This is a genomic window from Psychrobacter immobilis, from assembly GCF_904846065.1.
GTDB lineage: Bacteria > Pseudomonadota > Gammaproteobacteria > Pseudomonadales > Moraxellaceae > Psychrobacter > Psychrobacter immobilis_H.
On sequence record NZ_CAJGZV010000001.1, the window covers coordinates 2,279,211 to 2,299,431 of the forward strand.

A 20,221-nucleotide genomic window follows, 5' to 3' on the forward strand; every position below is an offset into this window, starting at 1 on the left:
TCGGTAGGTTTACTTATCAACTCATAAAGACTTAGTAATAACCATTAAAAACCCCCTTTTATCATTGATAAAAGGGGGTTTTTCTATGCTTGCCTATTAATTCAACTATTCGTCATTGGCAGATTTGGTGATTTTTTTCACATCTTTGGGAATGGTTTTTGCTGTCCCATCAATCGTTGTATGCTGTTTAAACCCATCACCAAACGGGTTTTGTTGTTGACCGAACGGATTTTGATTATTCATACCACCTGCGCCGCCGAATGGGTTTTGACCGCCCATGCCACCAAACGGATTTTGTCCGCCGCCCATCTGTCCACCCATTTGCTTGGCCATCATTTCCATCATTTTTTGCTGATTATTCATGACATAATTATTAGCAAAGTCTTTGAGCTTCTTTTGCACGGGTGGCAATATCACCAATAATGCGAGTAAATCGCTCAGCACACCTGGAATGAGTAGCAAAATACCAGCCGCTGCCATGGCCACACTTTTCATCATGGTTGATTCTTGCGGACGCATTGATGGGTTCATCATGCCACCTGCTTTCATTTGCTGCGCCATTGGATTGAGGGCAGCCATCCCTTTACGCAAGAGGGAGATACCGATGACTGCGGCGATAATAAACCACATAAATACCCACCAACCACTCATAAACTGAGCAAGCAAATACCAAAGTAGCATCTCGATAATAAACCAAACAATGGCAATACCAACTATCTGACCCATAAAGTGTCGTCCTATAAAATAAAAACCAATAAATTGAGCGCCATGCAAATTAAGCTGGCTAACATATGATGTATATGGGGATTGATTGCTATACTATCAAACTTAAGGCTGATTTTTAAGCCATATAGTCGGTACAATATGATTTGAATACAAGTCAGGTAAGTAGAAATTCTACGAGTAGGAGGCTGAACGAGCCTGATACTGTATCCGATTTATATAGGCTTGACGATAAAATAAAATATAAGCAAGTATGGAATACTATGGCAATTATTATTGGAATTGATCCTGGTTCGCGCATGACTGGTTATGGCATCTTGCAGCAAACAGGCGACAAACTGACTTATATCGATGCAGGTACCATACGTACCGACACCAAAGAGATGCCTGAACGTCTAAAGCGCATCTTTAATGGCTTAACGCGCATCACACAGCATCATTTGAAATATGCAGATGAGCCTATTTATACAGCTATCGAGCAGGTGTTTATGGCAGAAAACCCTGACTCAGCGTTGAAACTTGGGCAAGCGCGAGGTGCTGCTATTGCCGCCATGGTTGCTCTAGACTTAGAAGTATCAGAATATACTGCTCGCCAGATTAAGCAAGCCGTTTGCGGTTATGGTGCAGCGGCCAAAGAGCAAGTGCAAGAGATGGTCTGCCGCATACTATCTTTGGATGTCGTGCCACAGCAAGATGCCGCCGATGGTCTTGCCTGCGCCATCTGTCATGCGCATTCAAGCCATTCCATGAATAAATTAATATTAAACAGCGCCATGCGTGGGCGCGGTGCGTCTAAGAAAAAAGGCCGCTGGCGTTTGACAGAAGAAGATCTAGGGAATTTGCGTTAAGAACGCTTATAACACAAGCATAAAAAAACACGCGTCTAAATAGCGCGTGTTTTTCGAACTGCCTAAGTTATTTACACTATCGTTTTGCTATAAAATCGCTTTACTATAAAAATGCAACGGCTTAAACCGACTACTCTGCGACGGCACTTTCAATCACTGCATCCAACACATAAGCATATTCTTCGCCTTCTATACTATTGCTATCGTCACTGTCTAATGGGTAACGCTGTAGACGTAATACTTCATCATGCATGCCATCATGCTGATAACCATCGATTTCACCCGTAAAGACTGCCCACTTGCCTTCGCTCGTTTTAATACCTTGGTCATCATAGGTAATGGGTTTCACTTGTAGGCACATCTCTGAGCCATTATCGGTGCAAGGTATCATTTTCGAGCTTACTGCCCAAAATACGGTCTCGCCTTTACTATTATACTTGGCTTGTGAGGTAAGCCTACCCTCCCAAACCAACGTTGCTCCGACACTAGTAACTTGGGTTAATATTGGCTTATCACTCTTGAGACTATCATCCTGAGAGTTGTTGTCTTTAGCGTCGCCATGTCCAGTACTGCTAGCTTTCATTAATGTTAACTGGCTTTCGCCTTGCATCAACTGACTTAAACTATTTTCAGCCTTATCAAGCTCACCACAAGACATTTTCGTACTCATACCCTCTTCAATAGTCAAAGTATGACCTTGCAATTGGTAGCCAGCGCTCATGGTATTACAGCCAACGCTATAACTTAACGTATTCTCACCTTGGTATTGATTAAAAGACAAACGCACTTGGTCTTTAATATCCGTCAGCATGTTTAATGGCTGTGCGCCTTTGTCCATTACAGACATCAATGTCCAACGATAACGTGAAAGATTGGCAATCATTTTCTCTTCATCGCTCATCTTATCCATCTGAGTATCATCCGTTACTGCACCAGCATTCATATCTATGCCATCATCGTGTGTTGCATCAGCGCTTGTCTGATTGCCTTCTTGTACGTCACTTTCATTGGGTAAAGAAGCATCTTGGCAAGCACTTATTACCAAGCTTAGTGCCAACAAACTTGGTAGTAAAGTGAATCGAATTGGCCGTTTTTTAACAGATGAGGTCATAGCAGTCATACCTTGTGGTTATCCCTTTTTTAAGTCAAAGTATTTAAAAAATCAGGTTAAATATTTAACAATAAGGGGCTGATGATATCCACTTTATTAAAGCGTCACAATTCACCACTATAGCGCCGTTGATTACCATGGTTGTAACAAAGTGTTTATTTTTATGGATTCATCGTAACTGCTATTTTAATATTTAAAAGTACCATAAAAAATCAATGGTCTCAGATAATTGGAAATTTCATCAATTATTCAAGACCATCAATGATGTCACCTTTTTAATTTTTCGCGCTAGTCTTACTCGTTTGTATGAGCAATTTTGGCTTTTGCCATATTTTTAATACTGAAACGCTCATTCATCATTTGATAAAAACGCGCAAGATTTTCGCCCTGCTCATTCGGATTTACGTTAAGGACTTTCCCAAAATCCAAACCGAGATATAGGACGATATCAGCAAAGCTTAATTGTTCACCGACCAAATACTCACGACCTTCTAAAATATTTTCAAAATAAGCAAGGGCTTTAACAGCCCGTGCAACAGATGGCGCGACAAACTCTGGGACTTGCTCAACGCGTTGGGCTTTGGACGGATGGCTGTGTTGAAAAGCCAGCATAAAGTTATATAATACCTCAAACTCAGCAATGCGGCGCATAGCGCACACTTGTGCGCGTTGTATTACATCATTCCCCATCACCGAGCGCTCACCATAGACACGGTCGAGATACTCACATACAGCCTGTGAATCATTGAGTACAGTGCCATCACCTAGTGTTAGAACTGGCACGGTCTGCATTGGATTTATTTTGGTGAACTCGTCTGACATTTGCTCATTGGCAGCAAAATCAATGTCAATCACGTCTACATCATCCATATCATCGACATCGATGCCTTTTGATGCTAACAAAATAAGGGCTTTACGTGGATTGGGCGCAGTACGGGTGACGTATAGTTTTTTCATGGCAAACTCCTTGTAAGATTGAACAAAAGCGATTCAACGCTATCTGGTTTTATTATGGTTATTACGCTGTTGATGATAGATAAAGACTGGCCATTCTCTATACAACAGTTATATCCTACTCTGCTCATCATAGCAAAGCCTTATTAGGCTTGCTTTTTTGATCAGAGACTAAACGACAAAAAGCCCCACAACGTTACGTCATGAGGCTTCATTTCATCCATCCAATCATGCTACTTATTTATTGGGTGCAGGGGTGGTACGTAAATAAGGCTTAATTTCTGTATAACCTTTAGGGTATTTAGCCGCAATATCTTCGTTTTTAACACTTGGTGGAATGATGACATCATCACCGTCTTTCCAGTCAACTGGTGTCGCAATATTATATTCATCAGACAGTTGCAGAGCATCAATGACACGGATAATCTCGTCAAAATTACGACCACAGCTCGCAGGATAGGTCAGCGTTAAGCGGATTTTTTTATTTGGATCAATAATGAAGACACTGCGTACCGTATGCGTGCTATCTGCATTTGGATGCATCATGTCGTATAGCTCAGCGACTTCTTTGTTCGGATCAGCAATGATTGGAAAATTTAGTTCAGTGCCTTGAGTCTCACCAATGTCTTTTGCCCACGCATGATGGTCATCGATACCATCAACAGAGATACAGATTGGCTTGACACCACGCTTTTGAAATTCGCCATTCAGTGCCGCAGCACGACCAAGCTCAGTAGTACATACTGGCGTGAAATCAGCTGGATGGGAGAAAAAAACGACCCAATTATCGCCTGCCCACTCGTGGAAATTGATATTACCCTCTGTGGTTGCAGCGTCAAAATTCGGTGCGGTATCGCCTAAACGTAAATGTGCCATGCTTAATTCCTTAGCTATGTTAGTGATGAGCACTAATATCCAAAGATATTCGCGTGCTCTATTATTATCAACGTACTTCTTATTATCAACGTGCCCTGTCAGATATTACACAATAACTCAAAGCACGTCAGCAAAAATTCTATTTTATCTTAGCAAACTGGTTATGACTGTCTTGTGAAGGATTGTAATGCGGTTATTCTGTTTATTACTAAGTAATTTAGCATAGACTCACCATCCCAGAATCCCACAAACAAAAATCACCGAATTTACCTTTTTTACTGGTACCACCTGCTGCACGCCCAGCATCTGTTAATGTAAGCTCACCTTCTTGCTCTTGTAAATATCCCGCTGCAAGCAACTTATCATTTAACTCTTGTGTCTTAAAACCCAGCTCTTTGGCAAGCTTCGCCGTCGTTAATTTAGAGTAATTAGGCGTTGCCGCTTCTATAGCAGTAGGTGCGACCGTTGTATTAGCATTATTGCTGGGCATTGTATGACTGGCAGTAGCAGTATTATCAGTCCTACCATCAGATTCGGTCACTTTTTCAAGCGACATGCGCACTTCATCGCTGATACGAATAATGCGCTGTGCCTCCTCATAAGTATCGGCATATAGTTTGGCATCTTCATTACGATAAATCAGCACACCCATTTCATTATTATTGACTTGGCTAAATTCATAAAGGTTCAAACTGGTAATGATGCATTCGTTTTCATTCAGATAACACTTTGCATGCAAGTTTTTGCAAAAGCTGGTGCGAATAAAAGTCAGATTTTTTAGCCAGTTTATTTCTTCTGGGTGCAAATCATTCTTGCCATAAACGATTCTAATATCAATTTTGAGGCGATTACGGTCTTCTAATAGCTCTTTAATACGCTCATTCAGCTTTAAATAGGGACTGATGATAATCAACCTATCAGACGCATTTTTAATCAATTCTTCTAAATGGTAAGTCGTGCCACTGCTGTTTAAAAATTTTGCCATTATTATTTCCTCAAATCTTACGATCAATCACTTTATAATCATGCACAAAAAAGCCCATCCCTAGCGTACTAGAAATGGGCAAGCTTGCAAACCACTATTGTTCAGTAGTTTTTCAAATAAGCGCTAATGCCGTTAATAGTGATAAATTAAGCTGGCTTATAGCTGTCACGCAAGCTGACGATTTGGTTAAAGACTGGTTTGTCAGTGCTATGGTCTTCGCTATCAGAGATAAAGTAACCTTCACGCTCGAACTGGAAGCGTGTGCCAGCGTCCGCATTCACCAATGACGGTTCAACCACGGCATTGAGTTCAGTCAACGAGTTAGGATTTAATGCTTGATGGACGTCAGCGACGCCACTTGGGTCTTCGACACTAAATAACTGCTCATACATGCGCACCGTTGCTGGGATGCCTTGGCTAGCTGATACCCAATGAATCACGCCTTTAACCTTACGACCTTCAGGATTTTGACCCAAAGTCGCCGGATCAATCGTCGCTTTTAGTTCGACCACATTGCCCGCTTCATCCGTAATGTGCTCAGTCACTGCCAATACATAGGTATTACGCAAGCGGATTTCTGGCTTTTCTGGCGATAGACGCTTATACCCTGCTGGCGGCTCAATCTCGTAATCGCCTTGATCGATATAGATGGTCTCAGTGAAAGGAATTTCACGCTCGCCCATATCGACATTAGGATGATTTGGCTGCGTGAGCCATAAAGTTTGCGACGCATCATCAAAACGCGCGTTGACGCTATCCGCTTTTAGCGATTCCCAGCTGCTGACCGCTTCGGCAAAGTTGGTAATGGTCACTTTTAATGGCTTAAGTACCGCCATACCACGACCTGTGGTCGTCTCTAATGATTGACGAATGCTAAATTCTAATAAGCGAAAGTCAACGACGCTGTCTACTTTGGTTACACCAACACGCTCACAGAAATCACGTAAACCCTCTGGTGTATAACCACGGCGACGCATGCCAGCGATAGTCGGCATACGCGGATCATCCCAACCACTAACGATATTTTCGTCAACCAACTGTTTAAGCTTACGCTTGCTGGTCAAGGTATGATCGACATTTAAGCGGCTAAATTCATACTGATGCGGTGGTACATCAAAGCCAATTTTGTCAATGACCCAATCATAAAATGGACGATGATCTTCAAACTCCAGCGTACACAATGAATGGGTAATGCCTTCGAGTGCATCAGAGAGCGGATGGGCAAAATCATACATCGGATAAATGCACCATTTATCACCCGTTTGGTGATGCGCTTGATGCATGACACGATAGATGACAGGGTCACGCATATTCATGTTTGGGCTTGCCATATCAATCTTGGCGCGCAACACCGCTTTTCCTCCCGCAAACTTACCTTCTTTCATGTCATTGAAGAGGGTCAAGTTTTCTTCAACACTGGCAGAACGATGTGGTGATGCCGTGCCTGCCTCATTGAATGAGCCACGGTTTTCTTTAATTTGCTCCGGTGACTGCAAGTCTACATAAGCATCACCCTGTTTAATCAACTGCACAGCCCATGCATACAACTGGTCAAAGTAGCCTGACGCATGGTGCGCCTCTCCTGCCCACTCAAATCCTAGCCATTTCACATCATTTTCGATATTGTCGATGAAGTCTTGCTTTTCTGCGGTTGGGTTAGTGTCATCAAAACGCAGGTTACAAACACCACCAAACTCTTCGGCCACGCCAAAGTTTAGGCAGATAGATTTTACGTGCCCCAAGTGCAAGTAACCGTTTGGCTCTGGCGGAAAACGCGTCACGATTTGTGGGTATTTTTGCGCCTTGACATCGTCACGAATGATATTGCGAATAAAATCGTTTTTTTGTTCGTCTTTTTGTGCATTGTTGCTTGAGTGCTCACTCATCGGGCATTGCTCCTAACGCAAATTGTCAGTTCATGCTACGTGCCATCACGCAGCATGGAAAATTCAAACCAAATCATTAAAAACAAGTTATTAAAAATGATAATAAAAAGCTAAAGTTGCGTTATTCTATCAGCTTTTGCGAACGCATTAACAGCCTGATACATGACACGAGATAAAAAAGCCGTTAGACTAGCCATAACTTTTTAATCACCAACTTTTTAGCCACCACTTAACAGCGTCATTTTAGGCGCTGCAATCAAAGAGGAATATCACATGGTAGACATGCCACCAGTAGTAGAACTAGACACCAATATGGGTGCGATCGTTATCGAACTCAATGAAGAAAAAGCACCAAAAACCGTTGAAAACTTTTTAAACTATGTAAAATCTGGTCATTATGACGGTACGATTTTCCATCGCATCATTGACGGCTTTATGATTCAAGGCGGCGGAATGGACGCTGAAATGAATGAAAAAGCGACCAATGCTCCAGTTGAAAACGAAGCAGACAACGGTCTAAAAAACGACGCTGGTACGATTGCGATGGCGCGTACGCAAGATCCGCATTCAGCAACCAGCCAGTTTTTCGTTAACGTAAAAGACAACGATTTCCTAAACCATTCTGGCAAAAACATGCAAGGTTGGGGCTACACCGTATTTGGTAAAGTAACAAGCGGCATGGATGTCATCGAAAAAATGCGCGGCGTACCTACTGGTCGTTTCGGCATGCATGCTGATGTGCCAAAAGAGCCAGTGGTTATCAAATCAGCGACTATTATTTCTGAATAATCGTTACTCATGATAAATGACGAGGATAAAGATAAATGCAAAGTTTTAATCATTTAATAACGACCCGCCCTCATGAGGTACGGCAAGTTTTGATTAGCGATTTGCATTTATCGCCTGAAGAGCCTGCCTTAGTGCAGGCTTTTTTGGCGCTGCTTGATGATTGCCTTGCTCTGCCTGCGCTCAAACGCTTGTTTATCTTAGGTGATTGGTTTGAAGTTTGGCTCGGTGATGATTTTTATTTGTCTTTATCCGACGAGGAACGACAAAGTCATTGGCTCACTCCGCTTATCGTTAAATTAAAAAAACTACGGATAGCTGGCTGCGAGATTTTAGTCATGCATGGTAATCGTGACTTCCTCTTAGGTCAGCCATTCTGCAATCTATTTGGTGGCGAGCTTATTTATGAGCCGTATACTTTAACTGTCGGTCAGCAAAATTATCGTCTAGAGCACGGTGATGCTTTGTGTACTGATGATAAAAAATATCAGTTTTTTCGCAAAATCATGCGTCATCGTTTGACTCAGTGGTATTTGCTCAATAAATCGTTAGAGAAACGCTTGGCAATCGCCGATAAAATGCGGCAAAAGAGCCAGCAGAACAATGCCAATAAAGCGGCGCATATCATGGATGTCAATAAAGATGCAGTGATACAAGCAATCACTGCTAGCGATGCGTTGTTACACGGACATACCCACCGTCCAGATACACATCAAGTGACCACTGATAAAAAACGCTACGTGCTCGGCGACTGGCGATTGCTCGATAGCAATACACGCCAGCCAAAAGTAAGTGCGGTGATTGGCGCAGTGACAGGCGACGAGCACTCAAATGACAGTTTTAGTAGTAATGCTGCTGAATTTAGATTGATTGAGTTTAAATCGCTCATTTAATTTCGTTTTTTTTGAGCACCTCTAAATAATAAAAAAGGTCTGTTGAATTATCAACAGACCTTTTTTACTATAAATGACACTGCATGATTGACACGAATTTAAGTGTCAAACTATTGATCGCTCAACTCTTACTTTACGGTATTAATTTAAAGAAATGCTGGCGATAATGCTTCAATTCACGAATAGAATCACGGATGTCATCTAACGCTAGGTGACTGCCACCTTTTTCAAAGTTTCTGAGAATATCAGGACGCCAGCGGAAACAAAGCTCTTTGATTGACGAGACATCCAGATTGCGATAATGGAAGAATTTTTCTAATTCCGGCATTTGACGCGCCATAAAACGGCGATCTTGGCAGATAGAATTGCCACACATTGGCGACTTACCACTATCGACCCATTTATTGAGAAACTTAATAGTCTCAGCTTCGGCCTCTGCCAATGTCACGGTACTACGGCGGACACGGTCGACCAATCCTGACTGACCATGCTGTTTGGTATTCCAATCATCCATTTTATTTAACGTTTGATCCGATACTTTTATAGCGAACACTGGCCCTTCGGCAAGGACATTCAAATCTTCATCAGTGACAACGGTAGCAATCTCGATAATCTCGTCATTCAAGGTATCCAGTCCGGTCATTTCTAGGTCAATCCATACCAGCCCTTTTTTGCCTTGGTTTCTGATTTTAATCTTGTTGGGGTGGTCACCGGTACTCATAAAATATCCTATGGTCAATAAAGTTTAGAACAACTTTGGAGCAATATTAATTAGATAAATCGCCTGTTAATGTTCATGCCTAAGTAGCAAACTGTAGCAAAACGTTGCATCTACTGATTTATAACCCTTAAAACGTTACAAAATCTCTGTCTGCAGCAGGCGCTTTAGGCTGTATGTTATCAAACTTTCACGCTACACTTAGCAATATTTTTTTAATAGGTTCAAAACCCATGGCATTAATTCGGCAACGCAAACTGACTAAGCAACAGATTCGTCGCATCGACAAACAACAGCTGGCAAGTCAAGACAGCATCGATGACAGTTTGATGGATGGCGTGGTCATGGCGCATTATGGCAAGCAGTTGGAAGTACAAGTGACCAGCTTGCCTGCGGTGATACCCGTGCAGCCGGAGATTGCACCCGATGATCCTGAGCCGTTTTGGCAAGAGCTGGCATTAGGCGATATTTGGCGTTGTCATGTGCGTACCAATTTACCGATGCTAGCCGCTGGCGACCAAGTACGCTGGAGTGCTGATCCTAATACTGGCTTTGGACGTATTGAATCGGTCAAGCCGCGTACCTCTCTGGTCTCGCGTCCTGATCGTTATCATAAACTTAAACCTGTCGCCGCCAATGTCGATATTTTGGCGATTGTATTTGCGCCGCTACCTGCTGCCGCGCCAACCCTCATCGATCGTTATTTGGTCGTCTGTCATCATGCTGGCGTAAAGCCGCTGTTGGTGCTTAATAAAGCCGATTTATTGGCAGAAGAAAACGGCGTCGATACCAAAGAATTACTCGCACAATATGCTTCTCTCGGTTATGAGAGCGTCTTGACCTCAGTCGACTGCCCTGAAAACGTCGCGGATAGCGATGAGCAAGAAGGGCTGGATGAATTAAAACGTTATATCGATAAAAAACTGGTTATTTTTGCTGGGCAATCTGGTGTCGGTAAAAGCAGTTTGATTAATGCCCTACTACCTGAATCGGCACAAAGCGTCAATATCATCTCTGATAATTCAAAACTTGGTCAACACACCACCACCACCAGTCGCTTATTACCATTTAATCCAGCCGACTTGACCCAAGGCGGTATCGTCGATACGCCAGGTATCCGCGAGTACGGTATTTGGCATCTCACACCCGATGATATCATTTCAGGATTTGTGGAGCTTGCACCGTTGTCTGGCAACTGTCAGTTCCGCGATTGTCGTCATACTCACAACAGCAAAGGCTGCGCACTATGGCAAGCGGTTGCTGACGGCGTGGTATTGCAGCGCCGTGTGGAAAATCTCGTTACCCTAAGAGAAGAGGCTGATACTAAGCCCTATTAATCGCTGCCTTGTGGGTCGTTAATCGCTTGGTTGACCATCGCCCGTTTACTATGGATGGTCTAATCGGTATAATAGCGCCTTGTTCAGTATCGTTAGGCTGTCTTCTCAGCTTAACCGAACACTTATTTTTTTGGAGGTATGGTTTGGATCGTGCGCTGGAATTTGTGGGCAACCACCCGTTTTTATTTGGTATATTAGCCGTACTTGCCGTGCTATTTTTTACGATTGAAAACAAACGTAGTGGCAGAAAAATATCGCCCAATACCTTAGGTATGATGGTTAACTCGCAAAACGCGCAGCTAATCGATATTCGTGCCAAAAAGAAGTTTGAGACTGGTTACATCCAAGGCAGCCGTAACATACCGTTCACCGAGCTCAAAGACCGCTTAGAAGAAATCCGCGCCATTGAGCAGCCAGTGATTATCATTTGTGATATGGGTGTGCAAGCAGGCGCGGCGATTCAGATGATCGGCAAGGACAGTGTCTATCGCTTAGAAGGTGGTATCGGCGGCTGGCAAGCAGCGGGCATGCCATTAGTTGGTTTAAAAGATGCAAAGCCTAAAAATAAAGGCAAAGCCAAACCAAGTCTACATAAGTAGTTCGCTATACTGCTGTTTAAAAAATATTTAGCCCGTATCAATTGATATATGATTGAGGCGCATTGAATATTCACAAATAAAAAAGACACCTTATCGATAGGTGTTTTTTTGTTTGTGGCATTTGTGCTACCGTCAGAGCTTTTATACTCAAACATCTTGAATTTGCTCTGCTCATCCCCACTTTAATAACGAGCATCACCGAATCTATCTTCAATTTACTTGCTGGTAACGGATTATAAGAATTTTTATCAAATAATTATTTATAATACTTTTTATAATAAAACGATTACCTTCTAAACTTATAAATAAGGATTTACCATGACTGTCGCTGTTAAAGTTTACACCACCCCTATCTGCCCATATTGCTCAAACGCCAAACAACTCTTAAAAACTAAAGGCGTTGACTACGAAGAAATTGGCATGCACGATATGAGCCGCGAAGAGCGTCAAGAATTAATGAAAAAAACCAATAACTATCGCACTGTGCCACAAATTTTCGTCGGCGAGACCTTTGTCGGTGGTTTTGATGAGCTCAATCAAATGAACCAACAAGGCAAACTTGACGAGCTATTAGCAGGTTAATCTGCTGCTTTTCGTTGCTGTCTGTCTTTGCCTGTGCAATGATAGACAGCGGCAAAGATAAAAAAGAGTAATAAAAACATCCAGATTTTGTCTCGATTTATATTACAATGAACTTTTATTAAAATGACAGTTTGTCCAACTACTTGATCAACTTTTAGAGGATTTATCATGGCTGAAGAACAAGCACAACCACAATTAGCGCTAGAGCGTATCTACGTAAAAGACATGTCACTTGAAGTCCCAGGCGCTAGTGTGTTCACCAAAGAGTGGAACCCAGAGCTTGATATCAATTTGTCTAGCAACGCTGAAAAACTGGATGATGATCATTATCAAGTCATTTTAACGGTGAGCGTTACAGCAAAAAATGCGGAAGAAGCGGCATTTATCGCTGAAGTGCATCAAGCGGGTATCTTCTTATTAAAAGATATTCCAGAAGACCAAATCGGTCAAATCTTAGGTGCATACTGCCCGAACGTTTTGTTCCCGTATGCTCGTGAAGTCATCAGCGACATCGTAACGCGTGGTAGCTTCCCGCAGTTATTGCTAGCCCCTGTCAACTTTGATCAAGCTTACGCACAAAGCCAGCAACAAGCACAAGTTGATGCTGAAGGTAATGCATAAGTTTTAAGCAAAAATGTGCTAGCTTTATTCACAGTATATTTTGATAAAAAAGCCGTTTACTCATCACGAGTGAGCGGCTTTTTTGTGGATGTTGTTTAAGCGCTTATTCAAAAGAATCGTTAAGCAACGAGAGTTCTACTGAGTAATATTGTAAGACATACAGTTAAAACCATCAGACATAAAAAAACCCTGCTAATAAACAGGGTCTTCAATCGCGTCATCAATTATTTAAAATCGATGATCAACCTTTTAACGCTGATAAAATTTGTTGCTTAACCTCATCGATGCCTTGCGTGCCATCAAACTTATCATAATTAGGGGCATCGGCACCTTCTTTGGCCTTGTTTTGATAAAAACCAACAAGCGCTGATGTTTGCTCATGATAAGTCGCTAGACGATCACGAATGGTAGATTCTTTATCATCTTCACGCTGGATTAGTGCTTCGCCTGTCACATCGTCGATACCCTCAACCTTGGGTGGATTGTGATCAACGTGATAAACGCGACCTGAACCAGGATGCTGGCGACGACCAGATAAGCGCTTGACAATCTCGTCATCTGGCACACTGATTTCGATTACATGATCGATAGCAACGTCAGCATCTGCAAGTGCTTGAGCCTGTGGAATCGTACGCGGAAAACCATCCAAAATACAACCATTGGCACAATCAGGCTTAGCGATACGTTCTTTCACTAGGTTAATAATGAGGTCATCAGAAACCAAACCACCAGCATTCATGATGTCTTTGGCTTTTTTGCCAAGCTCGCTGCCTTCTTTGATTGCTGCACGCAGCATATCGCCAGTTGAGATCTGCGGGATATCATATTCTTTAGAAATAAACTGGGCTTGGGTACCTTTACCGGCGCCTGGTGGACCTAGCAAAATAATACGCATCATTACACGATTCTCCTTAATAGATAGGATTTTGGGACTAATAAAACTCAGGGATTGGTTGTTTGCCAAGCTACCTTACCTTGTGGCTTGGCAAAGCTCAAGTATTTTCATTATTTGCAGTGATAAGTTGTCATGACTTATCTGTTCATATAATGCTGTTGCGCGCTGCTGTATCGGACAACAGCGCTTACGTCAGAGGTGCTGACAGCAACAGATATAAATACTATGGAATTTGTTGATTGATTTCAACATTGACCTGATTTTGTTCCGCACTAATCACTACTGGATTACCTGACAAATCCCCTGACTCTGCACTGGCAGTACCACTATGGCTGATACGAGCGATGACAGCCAACTGAACTTTATCCGCTCGCGCCGATTTCAAAGTACGTTCAGGCATCATGGCATCCAAATCGCTTAGGCTAATGCTGGCTTCACCTTGCTTGATGACACTGATAGGCAAACGTTTGGCAGCAAATGGTGGTCCACCATTGACATCGCGTATGGCCACAAATAACACATCGTCGGCTTTGACTAATGGCAGCAGGCTAGCATTAATCGTAACAGTCACTTCAATACCTTCAGAGGCTTGCTGTTGCTGAGCAGTGACATTAGCACTTAGCTCATCTAGACTCGCCAATGCTTTGGTATGATCACCAGGTTTAGCCGCAATACTGTCACGTAGACGCTTAATCCAGCCTTGTGCTTGATCAAAATTACTACTCCGTGCCTCACCCATTGCCATGAGCATTTGCGCGCCCTCATGCTCTGGATTTTTGGCCAACACGTCTTGTAGCACTCGGCGACTATTAGCGTCTAATTGGCCTTTATTGGCAAAGAAGCTAATCTGTGCATAGGTGGTTGCAATCTCTTCATTGTCTGGTGACAAACGATAAGCACGCGATAAGGCTTCAATTGCGGAATCCGTCGCTTCTAATGATAAGAATAATTCTGATAAACGCATCCAGCGATCTGGATCATCAGCGTGACGATAGACATTGGTCTGCATGGCACTAATCAGTTGTTGACCATCTTCAATCGCCCAAGCAGGCGGCTGATCAATCTTACCCGTTAACAAGTCATCAGCCACTTGACCCACTTTGTCTTCAGCTGCCCAAAGCTCGAACACAGGCGTACGATCGCCGACCATCAAATACGCCATCGCCGCGAGGACTGGCACCCAGACAGTAATGATCAATCGGCTTTTGATACCAGGCGCGACCATCGGTGAGACTTCACGCTGAGCATCCAATAACTGGCGCTCAAGCTCCAGTTTTTGGTTCTGGTAATGGCTGTCATCGATAGTGCCATTGTCTTTATCTGTTTTTAGTTCTGCTAGACGCTCACGGAACACAGCAACGTTGATATCCAACAGCTGATTGTCCAGAGGCTTTTCTGGCGAGCGTGACGCTCGCAGCCAAGGCATGATGGTAATAACAGCGAGTATTAAGGCGATGAGTAAGCTTAGAGCAATAAATAAGCCCACAGTAGAGAATATGGTCATTTTTTGTCCTTGAGGCTTGTAATATCATGGTCGTTTTTGTCATCGCTCGAAGCACGTGATAACAGACGATCAATCTCGGCTTTTTCAGCAGCAGACAGAGCAGCAGCCGTACTATTGACCGTTACCCCGCTTTCACCACTAGCGACAAGCTGACGTCGTTTGCTTTGCCAGAACCAGCCTATGAGTAAACTGATGAGTAATAGTGGCGGAAAAAACCACAAAATCCACGTTGATGGACGGACAGGCGGCTTATAAGTGATGAAATCGCCATAACGTTCCTGCATATAAGCACGAATCTCGCCATCACTACGACCGTCTTTTATCAAATCATAGGTTTTTTGCTTTAGATCTTGGGCAATGGGCGCATCCGATCCTGCAAGATTTTGGTTTTGACATTTTGGGCAACGCAGCTCTTCGATGAGACCACGATATTGGGCTTCTTGCTGCACAGAATCAAAGTCATAGACCTCAATAGCAGCATAGCTTGCCATACTTATTAGACAAGCTATTAATAGGCTCGCGACTTTTAACGTAACGGCTGTTATTTTATTGGCTATCATTTACACGCCTCCGCAACCTGAGTCGGATCTGGACTGACGTTGTTATTATTGGCTTCATTGAGCACCATCAAGCAAGGCGTAATACGGCTTTGCCAGTTACTTTCATTGATCTCACCAATGATGTGCTGACGAATAATACCATTACCATCGACTACGAAAGTCTCAGGCGCACCCGTCAAACCTAAGTCCAAAGCAAACTGACCAGATAAATCCTGAATGGACATCGAGAACGGATCGCCACCTCGGTTTAAGTAGCCTAGGGCATCACCAATATCATCTTTATAGTTGACCCCGACCAGATTGACACCGCGCTCCTCTAGTTGCATAAGAAAAGGATGCTCAATAATACAAGTTGGGCACCAAGAGCCCCAAATGTTCATCAAAAAGGGCTTATCAGGCAAATTCTCATTGGTCATGATACGACTGGTATCTGATAATAACGGCAGCTCAAAAGCGGGCACTGGGCGCTCAAGTGCCGTATTGGTAACGATATCCGTCGGCTTACCCAAACGCAGATATAGCATGATGATTAAGCCAATGAAAACGATCAGTGGAATCAAAAACCATAGCTTAAGTTGCTTTTTATTCATGGTTTTCGTGCCACCTACCTTATCTTGCTTTGCATTTTGCTCAGGGGATTGCTTTGATGTGCTCATATTAATTATCCCCTGTCTTTAATGCTGACGCATCCAAATCGGCGACGGTGGTAAAGCCTGCTTTATTCGCCGCAATTTGTGCAGGTGTCTTGGTTTTCTTAATACGATAGCGATGATCAAGAATACTCAATACTGCACCAAAAGCCATAATCAGAGCGCCTAGCCATATCCAGCGGATAAGCGGTTTCACATAAATACGTACTGCCCATTCGTTGCTATCTTCGGCGATAGGTTCGCCCAGTGCTACATAAACATCACGCATGAGGCTAGCATCAATCGCGGCTTCTGTGACTGGCATCATACTAATGATGTAATTACGTTTTTCAGGATACAGCGTAGTCACAGCACGGCCATCTTTGCTGATTTCAATCTCAGCTTGGGTGGCATCAAAGTTACTGCCTTTGACTTCACGAAAGCCTTTAACGGTAAAGTCATAGCCTTGGACATGAACACTATCGTTTGGTCCAAGCGCGACATCACGTTCAATACTTAACGTACTGGTAAATGCGACGCCGATGACGGCAATAATGACACCGATATGAGCGGTCTGTTGACCCCAATAGCTCAGACGTAACTGGCGTAACCCTTTAACAAAATTGGGTGCGTTTTTGGTTTTGTCTTTGAAATCAACCACCATCCATAGCAGTACCCAAAAACTGACCGCCAAGGTAACGCCAATATTAAGCATCGCAGACGGGCTCACAAAATACGTGATAACTGCTGCAAGCACTAAACTACTGGTGGCAATGACCATACCAGCGCCCAATAGCGGACGGCTGTCTTTTTTCCAGCGAATGTTCGAGCCCATACCCATTGCTACTAATATCAGCCACGTTAGCGGTACAAACAGCGCATTAAAGTAAGGAGGGCCGACAGACACCTGACCTAAATTAAAGGAGTCAGCAATGATAGGATACAGCGTGCCGAGTAATACAACCAAAGTCGAAATCAAAATAATAACGTTGTTAATGACTAAAAATGACTCGCGTGAGATCAGTTGATACTGACTTTCGACCGTTAAACGCCAACCACGTACCGCAAACATCAACAAGCCACCGCCGATGATCACACCGAGAATAACTAGAATGACCAGACCACGCGTTGGGTCAGCGGCAAACGAATGCACCGAGGTAATAACGCCAGAACGCACGAGAAAGGTGCCCAATAGACTGAGTGCAAAAGCAAAAATCGCCAGCATAATCGTCCATGCTTTAAAGACACCACGTTTTTCTGTGACGGCAAGCGAATGTAACAGCGCGGTACCAGCCAGCCATGGCATCAATGAAGCGTTCTCTACTGGATCCCAGAACCACCAACCACCCCAGCCAAGCTCGTAATAGGCCCACCATGAGCCAAGCGCAATACCAACGGTCAAAAAGCCCCAAGCCGCCAATGCCCACGGACGCGACCAGCGTGTCCACACTGCATCTAAACGACCTTCCCACAATGCCGCCATACAAAAGGCAAACGGCACGACCAAACCCACATAACCCATATACAGCATCGGTGGGTGAATAATCAAACCGAAATCTTGTAGCACAGGATTTAGATCCGCACCATCAACAGGTAAGTTTGGCAATGTACGATCAAATGGCGACGAGGTAAAAATCAGCATCGCTAGCATCATCATCTGCACGCCAGCCAAAATTACCAACACTCGCGCACGCATAGACAGTGGCAAACCACGGCTAAAGTAAGAGACTAGCGCACACCAAGTAGCCATGATGGTCATCCAAAGCAGCAATGAACCCTCATGACCACCCCAAGTTGCCGACAGCTTATAATACCAAGGCAACAGCGTATTAGAATGCTGAGTGACATAGACGAGGCTGAAGTCATTGTAATAAAATCCTGCCATCAGCGCGGCAAATGATGTGATCATGGCAGCAAATTGTGCCCACGCCAGACTTGGTGCCAAACGCTGCCACGCAACGTGGTCACGCATGATACCGACGGTTGGTAATACCACCTGCAAAATCGCCAATATAAAGGCGGCTAGCAAGGCAAAATAACCCAATTCTGTGATTAACATACGGTCTAACCTTGTTTACCTTAATACGGTCATTGTTTATTTTAGGGATTGGTTTTTTAGGATATTCGAAAGTATCCAGTAATCGTTACTACGAGTATTTATACTGCTGGTCTTTATTAGTATTATTTATTATAAAAGCGCCATTAGCCATTGCAGCTAAGGGCGCTTACAGCAAGGTACATTAGCGTCAACTTGTCACGTTTCTGTATCCACTCTGTATGCGATGTGTATAAAGGACATAAAAAATATGTCATTACTGAATCGCAGGAAAAAACACTAAGACCAGATGCAACCAGCCGGCTAAAAACCCTGTCAAACCACCCAACACGATTAATGTCATTTCATCTTCACGAAAAGCGGGACGTAATAAGTTCTGAAACTCATCTGGCGTCAGCGCGCGAATACGGTCACGAAACAGCCCAAATATTTTACTGGCACGGCTTTCATTGAGCTCAGGATCTCGCAATGGCACCATTGTCGCAACAATCGACTTATCAATGATGGTGTTTTTTAGCTGTCCATATTCGCGGCGACCCAAGCCTAGGCGCAGTGTCGTACTAATCACTGGCGACTCTAGCACTTTATATAAATGCGACTTCATCAACTCACGCGTTTGTGCAGCACGGTCGCCATACATCATCTCATTCATGATGTTCTCAAGCGTCACCAAATCTTTTACGACAATTTCAGCAAAAACCTCAGAAACTTCCTCTTGGCGTTTCATAAAACCGCCTTGCAAACGATACTGGGCGATATGTGGTAATTGCGGTCTAATAAATGGAAAGCGACTCTGGACGGCAAAAAATTTCACATAAGGAATAAATCGCGGCTCTACAGGATTAAACACCATCCAAATAGCAATCCAATTGGTAAGAAAGCCCCAAATCGCGGCAAAAAACGGCACTGTCCAATGCTGCGGCACCACCAAAAATATGAACATTTGGATAATACCGAAGACCAAACCAATCAAAGCACTGATATGCCAAATAAAATCGATCTCTTTTTGACCAACCTTCAAAAACATATTGACCATTAAACGACGATCACTTTCCATCGTGTTAACAATCATTTTGCGCATATCAACCAAGTCTTCGACGTTATGGGTCAAGTCAGTCACCAAAGACTGCATGATATTGGGCAGCTCTTGATGCGCTTGAGCGTAGACACGGCGCTTCAACGCATAAGGCAGATTACCCCACAGCGCTGGCGAATGGTCCAACATGATTTCATCAATCAATGCTTCAAGGTTTTTGTCCACGGTATCCGTGATAAATACCGCCATCTGCTCAGGCTCCATCGCCTGAAAAAACTCATCAAGCGAGCCAAGCTTTGACAGCGTTTGATCCACGATAACGCCTGATATCTTGCCAGCCTTTCGTGGGACGATACCTTGCCAGCCAATACCCGGCAACCCAAAAAACGGGAAGTTTGGAATACGAATACCCCGAAACTTAATCGGATAGAACAGCATTTTAAGCGCCATCCACACGTGTATCCATGTGACAAATGCGGTCACAGGCGGAATAGTCAGCATGGCAAAAAACTCTGGGTGTTCAGCTATTGTCTGCCACAATGAAGTTGCATCCATGACTTATCTTGCCCCTGACAGGTTAATTGTCGTCGCTAATTAAAAAGGATTAGCGAATTAGAACGCT

The 20,221-nt window shown here is 43.5% G+C and carries 20 protein-coding genes; 7 read left to right on the plus strand and 13 right to left on the minus strand.

Translation table 11 applies throughout. The features are described 5' to 3' along the window. Nucleotides 1-105: 105 nt before the first annotated feature. A complete protein-coding gene (locus JMW64_RS09365) occupies nucleotides 106-726 on the minus strand; it encodes an FxsA family protein (RefSeq protein WP_055123798.1) in 621 nt (206 codons plus the stop codon). A 260-nt stretch (nucleotides 727-986) separates the two neighbouring features. Between JMW64_RS09365 and ruvC the strand changes: the two genes are divergently transcribed. Next, entirely contained in the window at nucleotides 987-1,571 is a 585-nt protein-coding gene (ruvC, locus tag JMW64_RS09370; RefSeq protein WP_201554383.1) for a crossover junction endodeoxyribonuclease RuvC, read from the plus strand. Between the two features lie 130 nt (nucleotides 1,572-1,701). On the opposite strand, the gene JMW64_RS09375 is transcribed toward ruvC, so the two are convergent. The 5 genes from JMW64_RS09375 to JMW64_RS09395 form a co-directional block, all read right to left on the minus strand. Further along, a complete protein-coding gene (locus JMW64_RS09375; RefSeq protein WP_201554384.1) occupies nucleotides 1,702-2,682 on the minus strand; it encodes an META domain-containing protein in 981 nt (326 codons plus the stop codon). A gap of 294 nt (nucleotides 2,683-2,976) precedes the next feature. Continuing rightward, the gene (locus JMW64_RS09380) at nucleotides 2,977-3,639 is read right to left on the minus strand and encodes a glutathione S-transferase family protein (protein ID WP_087815507.1); all 663 of its coding nucleotides are present in this window, start codon (nucleotides 3,637-3,639) and stop codon (nucleotides 2,977-2,979) included. Between the two features lie 234 nt (nucleotides 3,640-3,873). After that, nucleotides 3,874-4,512, minus strand: coding sequence for a peroxiredoxin (locus JMW64_RS09385; RefSeq protein ID WP_045446971.1), 639 nt, complete (start codon nucleotides 4,510-4,512; stop codon nucleotides 3,874-3,876). Nucleotides 4,513-4,729: 217 nt separating this feature from the next. Continuing rightward, on the minus strand, nucleotides 4,730-5,497 hold the full coding sequence (locus JMW64_RS09390) for a phospholipase D family protein (RefSeq protein WP_201554385.1): 768 nt from the start codon (nucleotides 5,495-5,497) through the stop codon (nucleotides 4,730-4,732). A 146-nt stretch (nucleotides 5,498-5,643) separates the two neighbouring features. Next, on the minus strand, nucleotides 5,644-7,383 hold the full coding sequence (locus tag JMW64_RS09395; protein ID WP_201554386.1) for a glutamine--tRNA ligase/YqeY domain fusion protein: 1,740 nt from the start codon (nucleotides 7,381-7,383) through the stop codon (nucleotides 5,644-5,646). A gap of 273 nt (nucleotides 7,384-7,656) precedes the next feature. Between JMW64_RS09395 and JMW64_RS09400 the strand changes: the two genes are divergently transcribed. Both JMW64_RS09400 and JMW64_RS09405 read left to right on the plus strand, forming a co-directional pair. Next, entirely contained in the window at nucleotides 7,657-8,172 is a 516-nt protein-coding gene (locus JMW64_RS09400) for a peptidylprolyl isomerase (protein WP_095849316.1), read from the plus strand. Nucleotides 8,173-8,207: 35 nt separating this feature from the next. Next, entirely contained in the window at nucleotides 8,208-9,062 is an 855-nt protein-coding gene (locus JMW64_RS09405; protein ID WP_201554387.1) for a UDP-2,3-diacylglucosamine diphosphatase, read from the plus strand. Between the two features lie 133 nt (nucleotides 9,063-9,195). Here the strand turns inward: JMW64_RS09405 and orn are convergent, their stop codons facing one another. Further along, the gene (gene orn, locus JMW64_RS09410) at nucleotides 9,196-9,783 is read right to left on the minus strand and encodes an oligoribonuclease (RefSeq protein WP_045446983.1); all 588 of its coding nucleotides are present in this window, start codon (nucleotides 9,781-9,783) and stop codon (nucleotides 9,196-9,198) included. Nucleotides 9,784-10,013: 230 nt separating this feature from the next. On the opposite strand from orn, the gene rsgA reads away from it, so the two are divergent. From rsgA to secB, 4 genes are all read left to right on the plus strand, one after another. Then, on the plus strand, nucleotides 10,014-11,117 hold the full coding sequence (gene rsgA / locus JMW64_RS09415; RefSeq protein WP_055123794.1) for a ribosome small subunit-dependent GTPase A: 1,104 nt from the start codon (nucleotides 10,014-10,016) through the stop codon (nucleotides 11,115-11,117). 143 nt (nucleotides 11,118-11,260) lie between these two features. Next, on the plus strand, nucleotides 11,261-11,716 hold the full coding sequence (locus JMW64_RS09420; protein WP_045446990.1) for a rhodanese-like domain-containing protein: 456 nt from the start codon (nucleotides 11,261-11,263) through the stop codon (nucleotides 11,714-11,716). 318 nt (nucleotides 11,717-12,034) lie between these two features. Then, on the plus strand, nucleotides 12,035-12,298 hold the full coding sequence (grxC, locus tag JMW64_RS09425) for a glutaredoxin 3 (RefSeq protein WP_045446994.1): 264 nt from the start codon (nucleotides 12,035-12,037) through the stop codon (nucleotides 12,296-12,298). A 168-nt stretch (nucleotides 12,299-12,466) separates the two neighbouring features. Continuing rightward, nucleotides 12,467-12,919, plus strand: a complete 453-nt coding sequence (gene secB / locus JMW64_RS09430) for a protein-export chaperone SecB (protein WP_045446997.1) — start codon at nucleotides 12,467-12,469, stop codon at nucleotides 12,917-12,919. A gap of 241 nt (nucleotides 12,920-13,160) precedes the next feature. On the opposite strand, the gene adk is transcribed toward secB, so the two are convergent. The 6 genes from adk to JMW64_RS09460 form a co-directional block, all read right to left on the minus strand. Then, nucleotides 13,161-13,817 carry an adenylate kinase gene (adk, locus tag JMW64_RS09435; RefSeq protein ID WP_087815517.1) on the minus strand — a complete coding sequence of 219 codons (657 nt, stop codon included), beginning with the start codon at nucleotides 13,815-13,817 and terminating at the stop codon, nucleotides 13,161-13,163. A 220-nt stretch (nucleotides 13,818-14,037) separates the two neighbouring features. Beyond that, nucleotides 14,038-15,318: a c-type cytochrome biogenesis protein CcmI gene (ccmI, locus tag JMW64_RS09440; RefSeq protein ID WP_201554389.1), complete on the minus strand. Its 1,281-nt coding sequence runs from the start codon at nucleotides 15,316-15,318 to the stop codon at nucleotides 14,038-14,040. Continuing rightward, nucleotides 15,315-15,878 (minus strand): cytochrome c-type biogenesis protein, encoded by a 564-nt coding sequence (locus tag JMW64_RS09445; protein ID WP_087815522.1) that lies wholly within the window; start codon nucleotides 15,876-15,878, stop codon nucleotides 15,315-15,317. Before JMW64_RS09445 ends, ccmI begins: the two co-directional genes overlap by 4 nt. After that, entirely contained in the window at nucleotides 15,875-16,534 is a 660-nt protein-coding gene (locus tag JMW64_RS09450) for a DsbE family thiol:disulfide interchange protein (RefSeq protein WP_201503046.1), read from the minus strand. Before JMW64_RS09450 ends, JMW64_RS09445 begins: the two co-directional genes overlap by 4 nt. A gap of 1 nt (nucleotide 16,535) precedes the next feature. Further along, nucleotides 16,536-18,566 carry a heme lyase CcmF/NrfE family subunit gene (locus JMW64_RS09455; RefSeq protein WP_201554390.1) on the minus strand — a complete coding sequence of 677 codons (2,031 nt, stop codon included), beginning with the start codon at nucleotides 18,564-18,566 and terminating at the stop codon, nucleotides 16,536-16,538. A gap of 253 nt (nucleotides 18,567-18,819) precedes the next feature. Continuing rightward, entirely contained in the window at nucleotides 18,820-20,154 is a 1,335-nt protein-coding gene (locus tag JMW64_RS09460) for a hypothetical protein (RefSeq protein WP_087815527.1), read from the minus strand. Nucleotides 20,155-20,221: the final 67 nt, after the last annotated feature.

What these genes read in the sequence shown, in the direction of transcription:
- JMW64_RS09395 (WP_201554386.1), bottom strand. Translation starts at nt 7,383, where the DNA reads ATGAGTGAGCACTCAAGCAACAATGCACAAAAAGACGAACAAAAAAAC.
- rsgA (WP_055123794.1), top strand. Translation starts at nt 10,014, where the DNA reads ATGGCATTAATTCGGCAACGCAAACTGACTAAGCAACAGATTCGTCGC.
- ccmI (WP_201554389.1), bottom strand. Translation starts at nt 15,318, where the DNA reads ATGACCATATTCTCTACTGTGGGCTTATTTATTGCTCTAAGCTTACTC.
- orn (WP_045446983.1), bottom strand. Translation starts at nt 9,783, where the DNA reads ATGAGTACCGGTGACCACCCCAACAAGATTAAAATCAGAAACCAAGGC.
- JMW64_RS09380 (WP_087815507.1), bottom strand. Translation starts at nt 3,639, where the DNA reads ATGAAAAAACTATACGTCACCCGTACTGCGCCCAATCCACGTAAAGCC.
- JMW64_RS09460 (WP_087815527.1), bottom strand. Translation starts at nt 20,154, where the DNA reads ATGGATGCAACTTCATTGTGGCAGACAATAGCTGAACACCCAGAGTTT.
- JMW64_RS09445 (WP_087815522.1), bottom strand. Translation starts at nt 15,878, where the DNA reads ATGATAGCCAATAAAATAACAGCCGTTACGTTAAAAGTCGCGAGCCTA.
- JMW64_RS09365 (WP_055123798.1), bottom strand. Translation starts at nt 726, where the DNA reads ATGGGTCAGATAGTTGGTATTGCCATTGTTTGGTTTATTATCGAGATG.
- JMW64_RS09405 (WP_201554387.1), top strand. Translation starts at nt 8,208, where the DNA reads ATGCAAAGTTTTAATCATTTAATAACGACCCGCCCTCATGAGGTACGG.
- JMW64_RS09455 (WP_201554390.1), bottom strand. Translation starts at nt 18,566, where the DNA reads ATGTTAATCACAGAATTGGGTTATTTTGCCTTGCTAGCCGCCTTTATA.
- JMW64_RS09390 (WP_201554385.1), bottom strand. Translation starts at nt 5,497, where the DNA reads ATGGCAAAATTTTTAAACAGCAGTGGCACGACTTACCATTTAGAAGAA.
- JMW64_RS09385 (WP_045446971.1), bottom strand. Translation starts at nt 4,512, where the DNA reads ATGGCACATTTACGTTTAGGCGATACCGCACCGAATTTTGACGCTGCA.
- secB (WP_045446997.1), top strand. Translation starts at nt 12,467, where the DNA reads ATGGCTGAAGAACAAGCACAACCACAATTAGCGCTAGAGCGTATCTAC.
- JMW64_RS09375 (WP_201554384.1), bottom strand. Translation starts at nt 2,682, where the DNA reads ATGACCTCATCTGTTAAAAAACGGCCAATTCGATTCACTTTACTACCA.
- JMW64_RS09400 (WP_095849316.1), top strand. Translation starts at nt 7,657, where the DNA reads ATGGTAGACATGCCACCAGTAGTAGAACTAGACACCAATATGGGTGCG.
- JMW64_RS09450 (WP_201503046.1), bottom strand. Translation starts at nt 16,534, where the DNA reads ATGAGCACATCAAAGCAATCCCCTGAGCAAAATGCAAAGCAAGATAAG.
- grxC (WP_045446994.1), top strand. Translation starts at nt 12,035, where the DNA reads ATGACTGTCGCTGTTAAAGTTTACACCACCCCTATCTGCCCATATTGC.
- ruvC (WP_201554383.1), top strand. Translation starts at nt 987, where the DNA reads ATGGCAATTATTATTGGAATTGATCCTGGTTCGCGCATGACTGGTTAT.
- adk (WP_087815517.1), bottom strand. Translation starts at nt 13,817, where the DNA reads ATGATGCGTATTATTTTGCTAGGTCCACCAGGCGCCGGTAAAGGTACC.